At 56.3% G+C, this 13,460-nt stretch carries 14 protein-coding genes; 7 read left to right on the top strand and 7 right to left on the bottom strand.

Annotated elements, in window-relative coordinates; all coding sequences use genetic code 11:
* Positions 1-46 precede the first annotated feature (46 nt).
* The 3 genes from MCM46_09370 to MCM46_09360 form a co-directional block, all read right to left on the bottom strand.
* Positions 47-1,564 carry a caspase family protein gene (locus tag MCM46_09370; GenBank protein MCG3112015.1) on the bottom strand — a complete coding sequence of 506 codons (1,518 nt, stop codon included), beginning with the start codon at positions 1,562-1,564 and terminating at the stop codon, positions 47-49.
* A 605-nt stretch (positions 1,565-2,169) separates the two neighbouring features.
* Entirely contained in the window at positions 2,170-2,430 is a 261-nt protein-coding gene (locus MCM46_09365; protein MCG3112014.1) for a type II toxin-antitoxin system Phd/YefM family antitoxin, read from the bottom strand.
* A 166-nt stretch (positions 2,431-2,596) separates the two neighbouring features.
* Complete coding sequence (locus MCM46_09360) at positions 2,597-4,585, bottom strand: S8 family serine peptidase (GenBank protein ID MCG3112013.1); 1,989 nt, start codon at positions 4,583-4,585, stop codon at positions 2,597-2,599.
* Positions 4,586-4,813: 228 nt separating this feature from the next.
* Here MCM46_09360 and MCM46_09355 point away from each other — a divergent pair, with 228 nt between their 5' ends.
* Positions 4,814-5,314: a heavy-metal-associated domain-containing protein gene (locus MCM46_09355; GenBank protein ID MCG3112012.1), complete on the top strand. Its 501-nt coding sequence runs from the start codon at positions 4,814-4,816 to the stop codon at positions 5,312-5,314.
* Between the two features lie 62 nt (positions 5,315-5,376).
* Here MCM46_09355 and MCM46_09350 read toward each other — a convergent pair whose 3' ends face one another.
* The 3 genes from MCM46_09350 to MCM46_09340 form a co-directional block, all read right to left on the bottom strand.
* Positions 5,377-6,081 (bottom strand): class I SAM-dependent methyltransferase, encoded by a 705-nt coding sequence (locus MCM46_09350; protein ID MCG3112011.1) that lies wholly within the window; start codon positions 6,079-6,081, stop codon positions 5,377-5,379.
* A gap of 3 nt (positions 6,082-6,084) precedes the next feature.
* Entirely contained in the window at positions 6,085-6,651 is a 567-nt protein-coding gene (pyrE, locus tag MCM46_09345; GenBank protein ID MCG3112010.1) for an orotate phosphoribosyltransferase, read from the bottom strand.
* Between the two features lie 157 nt (positions 6,652-6,808).
* Positions 6,809-7,294 (bottom strand): DUF2231 domain-containing protein, encoded by a 486-nt coding sequence (locus MCM46_09340; protein ID MCG3112009.1) that lies wholly within the window; start codon positions 7,292-7,294, stop codon positions 6,809-6,811.
* Positions 7,295-7,440: 146 nt separating this feature from the next.
* Between MCM46_09340 and MCM46_09335 the strand changes: the two genes are divergently transcribed.
* From MCM46_09335 to MCM46_09325, 3 genes are all read left to right on the top strand, one after another.
* Positions 7,441-9,666, top strand: a complete 2,226-nt coding sequence (locus MCM46_09335) for a radical SAM protein (protein ID MCG3112008.1) — start codon at positions 7,441-7,443, stop codon at positions 9,664-9,666.
* 114 nt (positions 9,667-9,780) lie between these two features.
* Positions 9,781-10,215: a hemerythrin domain-containing protein gene (locus tag MCM46_09330; protein ID MCG3112007.1), complete on the top strand. Its 435-nt coding sequence runs from the start codon at positions 9,781-9,783 to the stop codon at positions 10,213-10,215.
* 146 nt (positions 10,216-10,361) lie between these two features.
* Complete coding sequence (locus tag MCM46_09325) at positions 10,362-10,790, top strand: hemerythrin domain-containing protein (protein MCG3112006.1); 429 nt, start codon at positions 10,362-10,364, stop codon at positions 10,788-10,790.
* Positions 10,791-10,846: 56 nt separating this feature from the next.
* On the opposite strand, the gene MCM46_09320 is transcribed toward MCM46_09325, so the two are convergent.
* A complete protein-coding gene (locus MCM46_09320) occupies positions 10,847-11,215 on the bottom strand; it encodes a Spx/MgsR family RNA polymerase-binding regulatory protein (protein ID MCG3112005.1) in 369 nt (122 codons plus the stop codon).
* A gap of 110 nt (positions 11,216-11,325) precedes the next feature.
* On the opposite strand from MCM46_09320, the gene MCM46_09315 reads away from it, so the two are divergent.
* The 3 genes from MCM46_09315 to MCM46_09305 all read left to right on the top strand — a co-directional run bounded on the left by MCM46_09315 (position 11,326) and on the right by MCM46_09305 (position 13,338).
* Complete coding sequence (locus MCM46_09315; GenBank protein MCG3112004.1) at positions 11,326-11,874, top strand: C40 family peptidase; 549 nt, start codon at positions 11,326-11,328, stop codon at positions 11,872-11,874.
* On the top strand, positions 11,864-12,337 hold the full coding sequence (locus MCM46_09310) for an EVE domain-containing protein (GenBank protein MCG3112003.1): 474 nt from the start codon (positions 11,864-11,866) through the stop codon (positions 12,335-12,337). Before MCM46_09315 ends, MCM46_09310 begins: the two co-directional genes overlap by 11 nt.
* Before the next feature lie 209 nt (positions 12,338-12,546).
* Positions 12,547-13,338 carry a response regulator gene (locus MCM46_09305; protein ID MCG3112002.1) on the top strand — a complete coding sequence of 264 codons (792 nt, stop codon included), beginning with the start codon at positions 12,547-12,549 and terminating at the stop codon, positions 13,336-13,338.
* Positions 13,339-13,460 lie beyond the last annotated feature (122 nt).

Here is a 13,460-nt window from a genome sequence, read left to right as displayed (position 1 = left end):
GGCTTCAGGGCAGAATATCAAACCAAGTAACAATTTTAGTTGAAAGTTACGCCTTTTGCTGGTGAGGTGAAGTCTTTTGATCATTCGTGGATACTTTCGCCTGCGAATCTTCTTTTTTTGGAATTAACCCTTCTAGGTAAGCCTTAATAGTATCCTGGCTCCGGTCAAGTACCTCCTGCCAGAGTAACTTCGGTTGCGACACCACATCTTTCCAAGGGAAACTTTGGTACTTCCACTGAACGTCGGACAGTTGGGGAGACCTTTCGGACCACCCTATTTGTATAAATTGTACGATAGCAGAAAGGACCATTACTTCCGTTAATGAGTGAACTATCCCAATATATAAAGAAAAAGCTTTGAGAGCGGGGTGCTTTTTTGCTTCAAAAACGACTTCTGCAACTTCAAACGGAAGCGTCTGCGTAGATTCAAGGCGACCGGGACGAGAGCGAGTTTGGAGCACATAATCTTCGTCTCCTAAGTTGGATGCCAGATGGGTGCTCAAAATACCTGCTCCCCAAACCTTAAATGGTTCTTTCGGTACTCTTTCACGATACTGTTCTTGAATGACTCTCACAAAATACTTCTTGGCCCATCCTTGTTCTGCGGCAAAATTGGCTACAGCCCGTATGCGAGGAAGGGTTACGAGTTTGCCATCTTGAGATATCCGCTTTTCATAAAAATGTGAAACGAGCGGGTCACTAATTGGTTCAGAGGCAAGATCTTGACCTGCTTGCTCGATAGCACGACACGCTTCCTCCAATGAGACATAAGCATTGTCAAGGCGAGCGACTTCTGCTGAGATCACATCTACAACCGTATCTTGAGGTGTTGCCACCGTCGAAGATTTGGAGCGTTCCGTTACGATCTTCCGCATTTCTTCAGTGACTGCAGCGAAGATCTCTAATCCAGTTCCTTGGGTGACGAAAAAGGGGGTTTGATCAGGGTTATTAACAAAAGCATCGGCGAGCACAGCCTGAATATCTCGATACAGTACGGTCCCACTCTGCTTATCGAGTGCTGCATCGATCCACTTGGCTGTGAACGCGCTAGCATTGACACTAGCATAGGATGACTGGTCCTGTCTGCTAGAGGCCATGCAAATGAATGAACTAAGACGACTTGTCCGCAAAGCTTTTTCAAAGCCTGCACTAGCATCTTTAATGTAGGGTGAACCGGATTGGCATGCATCAATAACTTTGACAGCTACGATGGGTTTGACACTACGCAGTAAGTCGTCGAGTTCCTCGTTGCTAATTGACGTTGTAGCGGGACGATTCGGGTCAAAGTCAGAACAGCAGAACAATGCATCAGCATGATAAACACCGTGACCAGAAAAATATATTAAGGCTTCACCAATTTCAGCACCCGATTGGTACTTAGCGAAAAAGCCTCGGAGTGCTTCTTTTAGCGGACCAGAACTGGTTTGTGCTGTTAAGCAACAAATGTCATCATATTTATTCGTCGCCGTAAGCAATCGGCGCATTTGCTCCACATCTGCTGCGCAGGCCGGAAGAGGCGCAGCCACCTTGTACTGGGACACACCAATTAGAATCGCGATATTCATTGCTACTTAACATTCAGAATGAGTTAATAGATACCGACGAGATGTTATCGAATGCCATAATGATAGTCAACCAGAAAAGGAACCGAGGTTGGCACTCTAGCCCTGGAATTCCGGGGACACCATACTTAATTCAGGATTATTTAATACTACCGGGCTATTTACCACCTGCTTTTAAAGGAAACCGTTCTGGATGTTCGATCATCTCGGGAGAGGGATACAAATTCTAAATTTCCCCGAAAATAGGCGTGTCCGGGATTTCCCGGCTTTAATGGGAAATGGCGAACCGGCATCGTGGTGACACTATGTTTATTTTTCTCTGCTTAAGATTCGGAAGGTCTCTTCGTAAATTCGCTCTCGAGGACCGATCGCAATGATGTCCACCACCTTTTTATCCGAAATCCTGTAAATAATCCTGAAGCGACTCACTCGAAAACTTCTTAATCCCTCCAACGGCTCTTTCAGCGCCTTTCCGGAAAGAGGATCGGACAGGATCGTCTGTAGGGATCTCCGGATCTTTTTTTTAAGATGCGGATGCATTCCCCGAATCAATTTGACGACATCATTCGGAATTCGAAGCTGATACAAGAGACGCCCGCCGCAAACGATTATCCGACCAATTCATCCAGAGTATAGATCTTGGCCCTTTTTTCCTTTAATGCCCGAAGCCCTTTCTTGATCTCATCCATCAGGGCCGAGTCGGAACGGACCGCCATTGTCTCTTTCCAACTCTCATATTCGTCCGCGCTGACCAGCACGGCGGCCGCGCGGCCGTTCTTGGTGATGACGATCTCCTCGTCGGTGGCGCTGATTTTTTCGATCAGGCCGCTCAACTTCATCTTCGCCTCCGAGAGCGACAAGGTTTTCATAAAGATGATCTCCAATTTAGGTTGACTAGAATTAAGACCACATTAACACGGTCTGTCCCCCTTGTCAAAACGCCGCTATGCCTCATGAATTAAGATGAAGATCAGCAGACATGAAGAAGGAATCAACAAATGTCATTCTTGCCGTGGGACGGCACACTTCACCCCATCAAAGCGTCATTTCAAGCGTAAAGCTCCGGATCTTCCCGGTGTCCAGACGGGCCTTGTCTTCCACAACGAGCGTCCAGGTGCCCTTCGGGCTTTTTCCTTTCAGCGCAACCAGGCCGGGCGCATTGATCTCATCATAGGTCTTCTTGAGGTTGTCGGTTGCGCCCCCCTCCCGGTTGTGAAGCCGGATGGCGGAGACGCCGGTCGCCGTCGGCGGTTTGATGCTGACGATCAGATCGCCGATGTAAGTGTGCTCGATGTCGACCGTCACTTTGATCTTTTTCAGCGATCCGGTGTCGGCGACCGGCAGGTCGAGCCGGGCGGTCTGCAGATCCCGGATCGGGACGTCGCGCACCACCGTCCGGATGGCGACCGTGTCGGGCTGCGCCGGCATCGCCAGCTCCACCGCCTTTTTGGCGTTGACCCGCCCGTAGCCGTAGAGATGGCTGTGGCCGTTGGCGTCGTACTTCCCGCCGGAAGTGTCGATCCGATCACACGAGCGCTTGATCACATCCTTCACCTCATCCCAGCGGAGATTCGGGTTGCGCGCCAGGATCAGCGCGGCCACGCCGGCCACCCCCGGACAAGAGCTGGAGGTCCCGCCGAAGTCGTCGGTATAATGGCCCGCGGCGTCGCCGAGACTGGTGCTGCCATGATTGTAGCCGAGGGGGCCGGAGCGGTCGGTCGTCCAGATGCCGGGGGTGAGCGACGGGAAGACATTGCTGCTCGGAAAGGCGCACCAGACGGTGGGACCGAAATCGCTGTAAGGGGCTTTCTTTCCCTTGTCGTTGCAGGCGGCGACGGCGATTACTTTTTCGTAGCTGGCGTAGCCGTCGTTGTTGACGCTCTCGTTGCCGTTGCCGGCGGCGAAGCAGATCACGCACCCCTTTCCGTTTCGGCCGTTCTTGATTGCGAAATCCATCGCCAGGCGGGTGCTGTCGGGGAGCGGCACGACCTGATGGTGGTCCGGATCGTTCGGATTGGTGAAATCGCCGTCGGGCGGCCCCCAGCTGCACGAGATCACATCGGCGCTGTTCTGCGCCGCCCAGACGAAGGCGTCGGCCTCCGCCTGCGAGCCGAGATTGGAGGCGAAGCGGATCGGCATCAGCCGCGCCCTTGGCGCGACCCCCGAGGCGCCGAAGTTTCCATCGGCGCACGCCACCCCGGCGCAGGCGGTCCCGTGATTGTCGCCATTGCCCGGCCGCGGGTCGTTCGTCTTGCGGGTCACGTCGCGGGGGGCGACGATCTTGGCCGAGGAGCGGAACTCCTGATGATCGAGATCGACGCCGTCATCGATGACGGCGATGATCGTTCCGGTCCCGTCGCTCAACGGCCAGGCCGCTTCGACGTGGGCGTGTTGGTCGATCGTCTGGCCGCCGACGCTCGTCTTCTTCAAGTGCCACTGCGGCGCAAAGGCGGCGCGCTGGCGCGCCTCGCGGATCAATTCGGGATGGCAGAATTGGACGGATGATTCTTGTAACAGCGCCTCGGCGATGTCGAAGATCTTCAGTCCGGTCCCTTCGGGGGCGGCGACGAAATAGGCGTTGCGGGCATATTCGAGGACCCGCTTGATCTCCAGGCGGTGTTTTTTAATGATCTTCCGGCAGGCGGTGGCGCTTTCGTCGCCGTCGAACTTGACGAAGAAGTTTTCGGTATAAATGACCGGCCGGCCCGCCTTCGGATCGACGAGGACCCGCCCGGCAAATTCGATTTGCGGCTCGCGCTTCAACACCGCGCGGGCCCGGTCGCGCAGGCTCTTGGCGCGGCGCGTCGGCTTCGCGCGAAGAACATCGACCCCCGCCTCGCGAAAGCGGGCCGCCAGGTCGAAGTTGCCGAGAAGGGCGCGGGCCTCCGGTGAAACCGGTGCCACCTCGAAGGGCCGGGCGGCGAGCACCGGGGCGCGGTTGGTCGTGCGGACCACGAGATGCTCGTTGCTGGTCGTGAGAGAATATCGTTTGCCGGTCTTGCCACCATATCGGAACGAGTACATCGATCGACCTCCTTGTCGTCTGGGTTGTCTTTTGATTGCGCGGCGCGTATCCTCTATACTAAACCGATCAGGCCTCCAAATTCAAAAAGTAGGCGTTGGTAGTGACCCAATTCGATTCCTTTTAGGTGTCATTCCCGCGGAGGCGGGAATCCAGTGACCTAAATCTCTGGATCCCCGCTTTCGCGGGGATGACGTACTGTCGTATTCCTCTCCGTTGCAGGTGTCGAGATGGCGTCCGAGAAAAATCCCCTTTCCAAATTCCCCCAAGAGGTTCGAAGCGGCATACAACCGTCCTCTCCGGTCTATACCCGCTTGCCCGACCGCTACGCCGTCCACGGCCCCCGGCCGCCTTCCAAAGACGCCCTCCTCTCGATGGGCGAAGGAGAAGACCGCGTCGAGATATTCCGGGGTGAAGCGGAGCAGCAGAAAAATGCCCCCGGCCAGGTCGGGCCGGTCTATACCCTGCCACCGGGCGGCGCGCCCGCCGTTCCGACGGGGCGCGTCTTCATCCGCTTCAAAGAAGGAGCGCCGGTCGAAGATCGTCTCCAGGCAATCGAGCAGGCCGGTTACGAGGTCGTGCAGCGCCTAGAATACGCGCCACACGCGGCCTGGCTGCGGGCGCGTTCGGGAGAGATCGCCGACGCCCTGACCCGCATCCCTGCCTTGGAGCAGATCGCCGATGTTGAAAACGTCGAGCCGCAGATGTTGATGCAACGGGCCAACCGCTAGATATTATCGGAATACATTAAGGAGGGTCAACTAGAAAGAGGTGTTCGGATGAGTGAAGGGGTTTATCGTTTCTTCTTTGCGGTGACGAGTGCCGATCCCTGCATTGTCAACGATTCAACTTGAATCTCTTCGAAGCCTTCCCGCCGCATCGCTTTGGTCAGCTCCTCGATCCATCGCGTTTTTCGGATGACGACCGGCAGCTCATAGAGGGTCTCTTTCCACTCCGGCCAGCGCCAGCCGCCGATCGGGGGGAGGAGTTTGAAGTAGGCTTCGAAGGTCCATTGCAGGAAGCGATTCGTTGGGTAGGTGAAGTCATGAAAAACGAGGACGCCGCCGGGGGCGATCATTCGGGAGAGATTTGAAATCAGAAGATCGAGGTCGGCGTATTTGGGAAGGTATGATGTCACGCAGGCGTCGAACCGATCGTCGGAGACGAACGCTTCGGCGGGGCTATGGACGAAGGTGACATCGGCGCGGTTCGCTTCGGCTTTCTTCCGGGCGATGTCGAGATAACCCTTCGTCAGATCGACCCCGACGATCTGCGCGTTTGGAAATTTTTGGGCGATGGCGAAGCTGAGGATGCCGGTGCCGCAGGCGAGATCGAGGATCTTTCGGGAGGAGGGAGGGATTTTGGAGATGATTTTTTTCTTCCAGAGCCGGTCGATCCGGAAGGTCGTATGATCGACCACCTGATCGTAACTCGCCCCGGTCTTTTCGAAGAACTGTTCCGCCCAGGCGCGCTTTTCTTCCAGGCTCGGCGTGGCCAACGGTTAGCCCTTTAAGAGATCTTCCACGGTGTAGAGCGCTTCCACCTCAAAACCGAGACGCTCCAGATGCTCGCGTCCCCCCTCTTTCCGGTCGACCAGCGCGATCACCTTCACCACGTCGCATCCGGCCTCTTGAAGAATCCGGATCGTCCGCTCGGTCGCCCGCCCGCTGGTGAGGACGTCGTCGACCACGACCACTTTGGTCTCCCGGCCGACCCTTCCCTCGATGAAACCCTGGTTCCCGTACCCTTTCGACTCTTTCCGGATGATGAAGGCCGAGATGGGGGCGCCGCTTTCATAGCTGAGGACCGCGACGGCGGTGGCGATCGGATCGGCGCCGAGGGTCATCCCGCCGATGGCGTCGATCTCCAGATCGGCGATCCGGTCGAGAATCATCAGCCCGACCCAGGTCGCCCCTTCGGCGTCGAGCGTCACCTTCTTGCAATCGATATAGAAGTGACTCTTCCTTCCGGAGGAGAGGACGAACGTCGGCTCGGCGCTGTAGACGAAAGAGTCCCGAAGTTTTTTAAGAAGTTGCTGCCGTAAGGCGGCCCGTTCACGGTCATTCATTGTTTTCCATCATACAGACAAGCCGGTCTGAAAGCAACTTGCTTTTGGGATCGGAGGGGATCTAAAAGGAGGGAGGCGGGGATTTTCACAGAGGGAACAAAGAACCGTCCGAAAGCAACCGGCCGGAGAAGGACCGCTCCTTCCCGGCCGGTTGACCTCACGCCACCCTTCGGAATCGCTCTTCGCCGGTGCGTCCCTTTTCTTCCACGCCGACGCCATGTTTATAGACCAGCTCTCCTCCCAGCCATCCCTGCAAGCCGATCAAGAGAACGCCGACCAGATTCAAGATCACCACCCCCCAGGGCTGCTGATTCGCCGCGATGACTCCCCAATCACGAAGGAGAAGGTTGGCGAAATAAAGAATCGCCAGGGTGACTCCGATTCCCATATGGTATGTCGCGATCTGGCGGGCCTCGGTCTTGGGCGGCAGGGTGAGGTAGTCGAGAAAACCGGGGATGGCGGCGGCGACATTCCCGACCAATCCCCCCAGCATCGTCCAGTAGGCCATTCGAAACCAAAAGGGATCGCCGATCGACAAATAAACCAGGTCGAAAACGAACGAAATGATGTAAAGGCCGATCGGAAAGACGACCAGCATCGGGTGAATCGGATGGCCCATGATTTTTGCGCGAGCCGGCTGCATAAGCGCCTCCTGAACAAAGGGTTACTCTTTATAACGTAGCATCTGCGGCGGCGTAGCTTCAATGACCCGAAGAGGGGATGCGGCTACTCCTTTGGGATGATTCGCCCGATTTGACATCGTTCCGCTACGGTGACAGAATAGCCGAAATGATTTCCTCTAAAAATGTCCTCTCCAACCGAAACCGCCGACTTCTCCTCCTGACCCCCCCCTTTACCCAGCTGAACACCCCCTACCCGGCGACCGCCTATTTAACCGGGTTTCTCCGGTCGCGGGGGTATCCCGTCTTTCAGGCCGACCTCGGCATCGAGACGATCCTCGCCCTCTTTTCCCGGGCGGGGCTGACCCGCCTCTTCGAGGAGATCCGAGCAGTGGAAGAGCCTCACCCCGCGGTTGTCCGGAGCCTTCTTTTGAAAGAGCGTTATCTCGATACGATCGAGCCGGTCATTCAATTCCTTCAGGGAAATCAGCCCTCGCTGGCGACGCAGATTTGCAAGCGGCGGTTTCTTCCGGAGGGGCCCCGGTTCGCCGCGCTGGAGGAAGATCAATGGGCCTTCGGAAGCCTTGGAATCACCGACCGGGCGAAGCACCTCGCAAGCCTCTACCTCGACGATTTGGCCGATCTGATCCAGGGAACGGTGGCGCCCCACTTCGGCCTCAGCCGGTATGCAGAGCGGATCGCCACCTCGGCCGCCTCGTACGACCCGATCCACCAAGCGCTCAACGCGCCACCGGGACTGATCGATCAGATGCTCGAAGAGGTCCTCCTGCCCCATCTGGAGGAAGACCGGCCCGACCTCGTCGGGATCACGATCCCCTTTCCCGGAAATCTCTACGGCGCGCTTCGGGCGGCGGCCGCCGTCCGGAAATGGAATCCGCGGGTGAAGATCGCCCTCGGCGGCGGCTACGTCAATACCGAGCTGCGCGATCTGGCCGAGCCGCGCCTCTTCGACACGGTCGATTATGTCGCGCTCGACGCCGGCGAGCGTCCCCTCCTCTCTCTTCTGGAGTTTTTAGATCGCCGCCGGACGCCGGAGCGGCTCTGCCGGACGTTTCTTCGGATCGACGGGAAGGTCCGTTTTTTCAACGGCGCCCCGGAGGGGGATCTCCCCTTTGAGGAGATCGGCACCCCGACCTATGACGGCCTCCCGCTTCGCCGGTATATCTCGCTCGTCGAAATGCTCAACCCGATGCACCGCCTCTGGTCGGACGGACGCTGGAACAAGTTGACGGTGGCCCACGGCTGCTACTGGCGGAAGTGCTCTTTCTGCGATATCGGCCTCGACTACATCCGCCGCTACGAGCCGGCCCCGGCGACGCTGTTGGCCGATCGAATCGATGCCCTTCTAAAAGAAACCGGCGAGAGCGGGTTTCATTTTGTCGATGAAGCGGCCCCGCCGTCGCGCCTCGCCGATCTGGCGCTGGCGCTGCTCGATCGGGGACGGTCGATCTCCTGGTGGGGAAACATCCGGTTCGAAGAGGCCTTCACCCCCGATCTCTGCCGGCTGCTCGCCGCCTCCGGCTGCATCGCCGTGACCGGCGGGATGGAGGTCGCCTCCGACCGCCTCCTCGCCTTGATGGAAAAGGGGATCACCGTCGCTCAGGTGGCCCGCGTCGCCCATGCCTTCACCGAGGCCGGAATCCTCGTCCATGCTTATTTGATGTACGGCTTTCCGACCGAGACCGCCAAGGAGACGGTCGAGAGCCTGGAACGGGTGCGGCAGCTTTTTGCGGCGGGGGTCATTCAGTCGGCCTTCTGGCATCGGTTTACCGCCACGCGCCACAGCCCGGTGGGACTGAATCCGGACGCGTACGGCATCACGATCGCCGGACCGGCGCCCGGGCCTTTCGCCAACAATGATTTGATCCATCTCGATCCGGCCGGCTGCGATCCCGCCCCCTTCGGTCCGGGGCTGGCAAAGGCGATCTACAATTATATGCACGGCGTCGGATTGGAGACCGGTGTCCGGCGCTGGTTCGACTTTCCCACACCGAAGCCGAACGTTCCCGCCGATCTGATCGCGCAGGCGCTCGCCTCCCCTCCGTCCACCCGAGAAGATCTGGAGCGGCGGCTGGTTTGGCTCGGGGGGACACCGCTCTTCCGGCCGCTCCGGACCCAGAAAAGGGCCGGGCAGGTTTCCCTGATCTTTCCCGGATGGGAAGAAGACGCGGAGATTCGGCTTGATCCGCCGGTTGCCGGATGGTGCCGTGATCTCCTCGATCAATCCCGGCCCCGCGGAAGAAAGGGAGCCCCCTTCATCCGGCTTTCGGAGGCGGGGGAGCGGTATCCCGCTTCAGCTGGCCAATCCTTCTCAAAATTTCTGCAAAGCCGTCCCTGGCGGACCCTCCGCGCCGCCGGGCTCCTTCTCATTTAAGATCAGTTCTCCTTCTTCCGGATCATTAGACCCACCTCTTTAGGGTGATTGTTCCGGCCGGTTTCTTTTCATACGATGAAGGGATGATCCGGAATTGCATGAGGAGAAGAGATAATGAAGGCGACGGAACTGCTTCAGGAAGATCACGAGAAGATGCGAAACCTGCTTGAGAGGCTCCGATCGGCGCGGGACAAAGAAGAGCTTCTCCCGAAGGTGGAGAAGGAACTCAGGATTCACGCTCAGTTGGAGGAAGCGCTTTTCTACCCGGCCGTCAGGGAGGTGGACGGCGCCTGGGTTGATTCGGCGCTGGACGCGCACCAGCAGGTCGATGAATTGCTGGAGGATTTGATCGATGCCGTCGAAGAAGAAGAGGAATTTGAACAGAAGCTGAACGAATTGGAAGAGCATCTCAATGCGCATATCGACGAAGAAGAGGTCAGAATATTTCCCCAGATGGAAGAGCGATTGGAAGAGCAACTGAACGAACTCGGCTCCCAAATCGGCCAAATGCGGAGCGATCTCGAAGAGGAGTGGAGAGAAGCGGCCTGAGCGGGAAAATGATTATCGCCAGTCGCTTCTAGGGGAAAACCGCCTCGCTCTTTTGAATGGATCCTCGTCTCCAATCGGGTGATTGTTTTCCCTGTGCCCCTTTTCGTACGATGAGAACGGGCTTCAGAAATGAAAGGAGAGATCTTATGAAAGCAACGGAACTGCTCATCGAAGATCACAAAACCGTGAAAGACTTAATTCAGGAATTGAAATCCGCTAAAGACAAGGGAGATCTTCTCGTCAGGCTCGAGAATGAGATCCAATTGCATACCCAATCGGAGGAGCAGATTTTTTATCCTGCGATGAGGGAGTATGATAACGAACTGGTGGAGCACTCCATCGAGGAGCACCAGCAGGTCGATCAAATATTGACCGATCTGGTCGGCCTGACCGGGAAAGATTTCAAGAAGAAACTTTCCGAGCTGGAGAAGGCCCTCGATGATCATATCGAAGAAGAGGAGGGAAAGCTCTTTCCCGAGGCGGAGGAAAATCTCGGGGATCAGCTGAATCAACTCGGGGAGCAGATTGAGAATTTAAAGAGAGATCTCAGCGCCGGCGGAAGAATGGCCGCTTAAATCGGCTGAGAAATCGATAAAACGGCCGGAATCGCGCCGCGCGGTTCGGCCGTTTTTCATTTAACCGACGCGGAGGACCAGACGGCATCGAACTCCCCCCCGTCGAAGCCGACGGTGACCCGCTTTCCGTCGGTGACGATCGGCCGCTTGATCAATCTTCCATTCGACGCCAACATCCGGACGATCTCCCCCTCGGAAAACTGCTTAACCTTTTCCTTCATGTTCATTTCCCTGTATAATACCCCGCTCCGGTTGAGAAAATCGGTGTACGGACGCCCGCTCTTTTTGATCAGGTCGGCCAATTCTTTCGCCGACGGAGGATCGGTGGTGAGATCGATCTCCTTTAAGAGATGCCCCTGCGCCGTGAGATGTTTTTTGGCCTTGATACAGGTGCTGCATTTGGCGTAGTGATAAAAGGTCAGCATGATTCTCTCCTTCTGATCGGGGATGAGGAAGAGGACTATACCATAACGTTCCGGCAAAACCAAAGCGATTTGCTTGACTTCTGTTTTGAATCCGAGTTATTTTTACCTTCATGCGGTGGGGACTCTTCGGAATTCTTTTTTTCTTCATGCTGACCGGCTGCGCCGGGGTTCAAAAAGCAGATCGGGTCGATCCGGTAATCAGCCGGAAAGTCCCCGCGCGCCAACGGGTGGTGAAGACCGCCCATCATTTTCTGGGAACACCGTATCGCTTCGGCGGCGCGACCCCGGCGGAGGGGTTTGATTGCAGCGGGTATGTCGCCTATGTCTTCTCCCGGTCGGTCGGCCTGAGCCTTCCGCGCGTCACCGGCGCGCAAATTAAAAAAGGCCGGCCGGTCCCCGGCGGCCAGCTCCTGCCGGCCGATCTGGTCTTCTTCAGAATCAGCAGATGGCAGCCGCTTCATGTCGGGATTTATATAGGCGGGAACAAATTCATTCATGCTCCCAGCCGAGGCGGAGAGGTGAGGGTGGAGCGCCTCGATCATCCCTACTGGAAGCCGCGTTATCGGACGGCGCGCCGCCTCCTTCCCCCCTTTCCTGAAAAGGCGCAGGCGCGCCCGGCGACCTACTCCTTCGTGGATGGAGTATTCAGTGGCCCCTGAAAAACAATATTGGTTGATGAAGTCGGAGCCGAACACCTACTCCATCGATGATTTGAAGTGCGATCGGACGACCTACTGGTCGGGGGTTCGGAATTATCAGGCGCGAAATTTCATGCGGGATAAGATGCGGGTCGGCGACGGCGTCTTCTTCTATCACAGCAATGTCGAACCGGTCGGCATCGCCGGAATCGCCGAAGTCATTAAGACCGGTTATCCCGATCATACCGCCTGGGATCCGAAAAATAAATATTACGACCCCCAAAGTCTGTCGAGTCAGCCGGTTTGGTTCATGGTCGATCTTCGATTTAAAAAAGCATGCCGGGAGGTGATTACCCTAAAAAGGTTGAAGGAGATCCCGGCGTTGAAATCGATGATGGTTCTTCGAAAAGGAAACCGGCTCTCCATTACACCGGTGACTCCCGAAGAATGGGAGATCATCACGAGGCTGCCAGAATGGTCTTAGTGACGAGAATTAAAGGGGATTTTCCTCCCGCATCCTTCGGTATTTCTCCCCTTCGACTTGTTCCGACCTACTTTTTTCTTAGATAACTTTACCTCTTTCCTCCCCTTCTCGATTTTCTTTTTCAGTCGAGAAGGGGGAATTTGGCTTCCCCACGTTTGGATTCATCGGGTATAATAAAGCTTGAAATCATCCTGTATAGGAATAAACCTATGGCCCTGACAGACTTAGAAGCAAAAGAGATCGCCACCCTCGGACCCGATCCCCACAAGAAAACCATCTTGGCGGTGGATGACGATGCATCGGTCCTGCAGTCGTTGGAGATCATCCTCCAAGACAAATATCAGCTGATCAAGAAAGAGAAAGCAGACGATGCCCTTCGCATTGTCCAGGAAAGAAGGGATCTCGATCTGATCATCCTCGATTATCGCCTGGGAGAGACCGACGGCGTGACCCTCTACCGAAGGATCCGCCAGATCGACCGGGTGGTCCCGATCCTCTTTACCAGCGCATACGGCACCAAAGAGCTGCTGACGCAGTTGTTGGATGTGCGCGCCAACGGCTTTATCGACAAGCCGTGGAATCTCGATCAACTAGAACAAAAAATCGCCCGCCTCCTCAGCTCCGATCCCTTCGAGCGGGTGCACCGGAATCTGAAAATCGACTTCGATCATCTCTCGCTGAAAATGCGCCGCGCGGTGCAATACATCGATCGGCACTACAGCTCGCCGGAGCTTTCGCTGGAGGAGATCGGTCAAGCGGTTTCGCTTCATCCGAAATATCTTTCGGCCTCGTTTAAAAAAGAGTGCGGCGTCGGCTTTCACGATTACCTCACCGCCATCCGGATCGACCGCGCGATTCAGCTCCTCAAAGATCCGCATCGAACGATCAAAGAGATCAGTTGCGAGGTCGGTTTCTCAGAGCAAGGTTATTTCAGCAAAGTCTTTCTGAGCAAGATGGGGAAATCCCCCTCCGACTACCGCACACAATTCCAAACCAAATAGATCGCCTTCCGGCTTGCCCTCGGCACCGGTCTGTCTTATAATGACGAAACATGTGAGGCGTTAGGAGTAAGATTTAACTCTTTTGACTTGACCCCTAACGCCTCACCCTTTACGCCTCACGT

Source organism: Candidatus Manganitrophus morganii (assembly GCA_021651055.1).
Classification (GTDB): domain Bacteria; phylum Nitrospirota; class Nitrospiria; order SBBL01; family Manganitrophaceae; genus Manganitrophus; species Manganitrophus morganii.
This window is presented reverse-complemented; position numbering and strand designations above follow the sequence as displayed.

What these genes read in the sequence shown, in the direction of transcription:
- MCM46_09370 (MCG3112015.1), bottom strand. Translation starts at nt 1,564, where the DNA reads ATGAATATCGCGATTCTAATTGGTGTGTCCCAGTACAAGGTGGCTGCG.
- MCM46_09365 (MCG3112014.1), bottom strand. Translation starts at nt 2,430, where the DNA reads ATGAAAACCTTGTCGCTCTCGGAGGCGAAGATGAAGTTGAGCGGCCTG.
- MCM46_09360 (MCG3112013.1), bottom strand. Translation starts at nt 4,585, where the DNA reads ATGTACTCGTTCCGATATGGTGGCAAGACCGGCAAACGATATTCTCTC.
- MCM46_09355 (MCG3112012.1), top strand. Translation starts at nt 4,814, where the DNA reads ATGGCGTCCGAGAAAAATCCCCTTTCCAAATTCCCCCAAGAGGTTCGA.
- pyrE (MCG3112010.1), bottom strand. Translation starts at nt 6,651, where the DNA reads ATGAATGACCGTGAACGGGCCGCCTTACGGCAGCAACTTCTTAAAAAA.
- MCM46_09340 (MCG3112009.1), bottom strand. Translation starts at nt 7,294, where the DNA reads ATGCAGCCGGCTCGCGCAAAAATCATGGGCCATCCGATTCACCCGATG.
- MCM46_09335 (MCG3112008.1), top strand. Translation starts at nt 7,441, where the DNA reads ATGATTTCCTCTAAAAATGTCCTCTCCAACCGAAACCGCCGACTTCTC.
- MCM46_09330 (MCG3112007.1), top strand. Translation starts at nt 9,781, where the DNA reads ATGAAGGCGACGGAACTGCTTCAGGAAGATCACGAGAAGATGCGAAAC.
- MCM46_09325 (MCG3112006.1), top strand. Translation starts at nt 10,362, where the DNA reads ATGAAAGCAACGGAACTGCTCATCGAAGATCACAAAACCGTGAAAGAC.
- MCM46_09320 (MCG3112005.1), bottom strand. Translation starts at nt 11,215, where the DNA reads ATGCTGACCTTTTATCACTACGCCAAATGCAGCACCTGTATCAAGGCC.
- MCM46_09315 (MCG3112004.1), top strand. Translation starts at nt 11,326, where the DNA reads ATGCGGTGGGGACTCTTCGGAATTCTTTTTTTCTTCATGCTGACCGGC.
- MCM46_09305 (MCG3112002.1), top strand. Translation starts at nt 12,547, where the DNA reads ATGGCCCTGACAGACTTAGAAGCAAAAGAGATCGCCACCCTCGGACCC.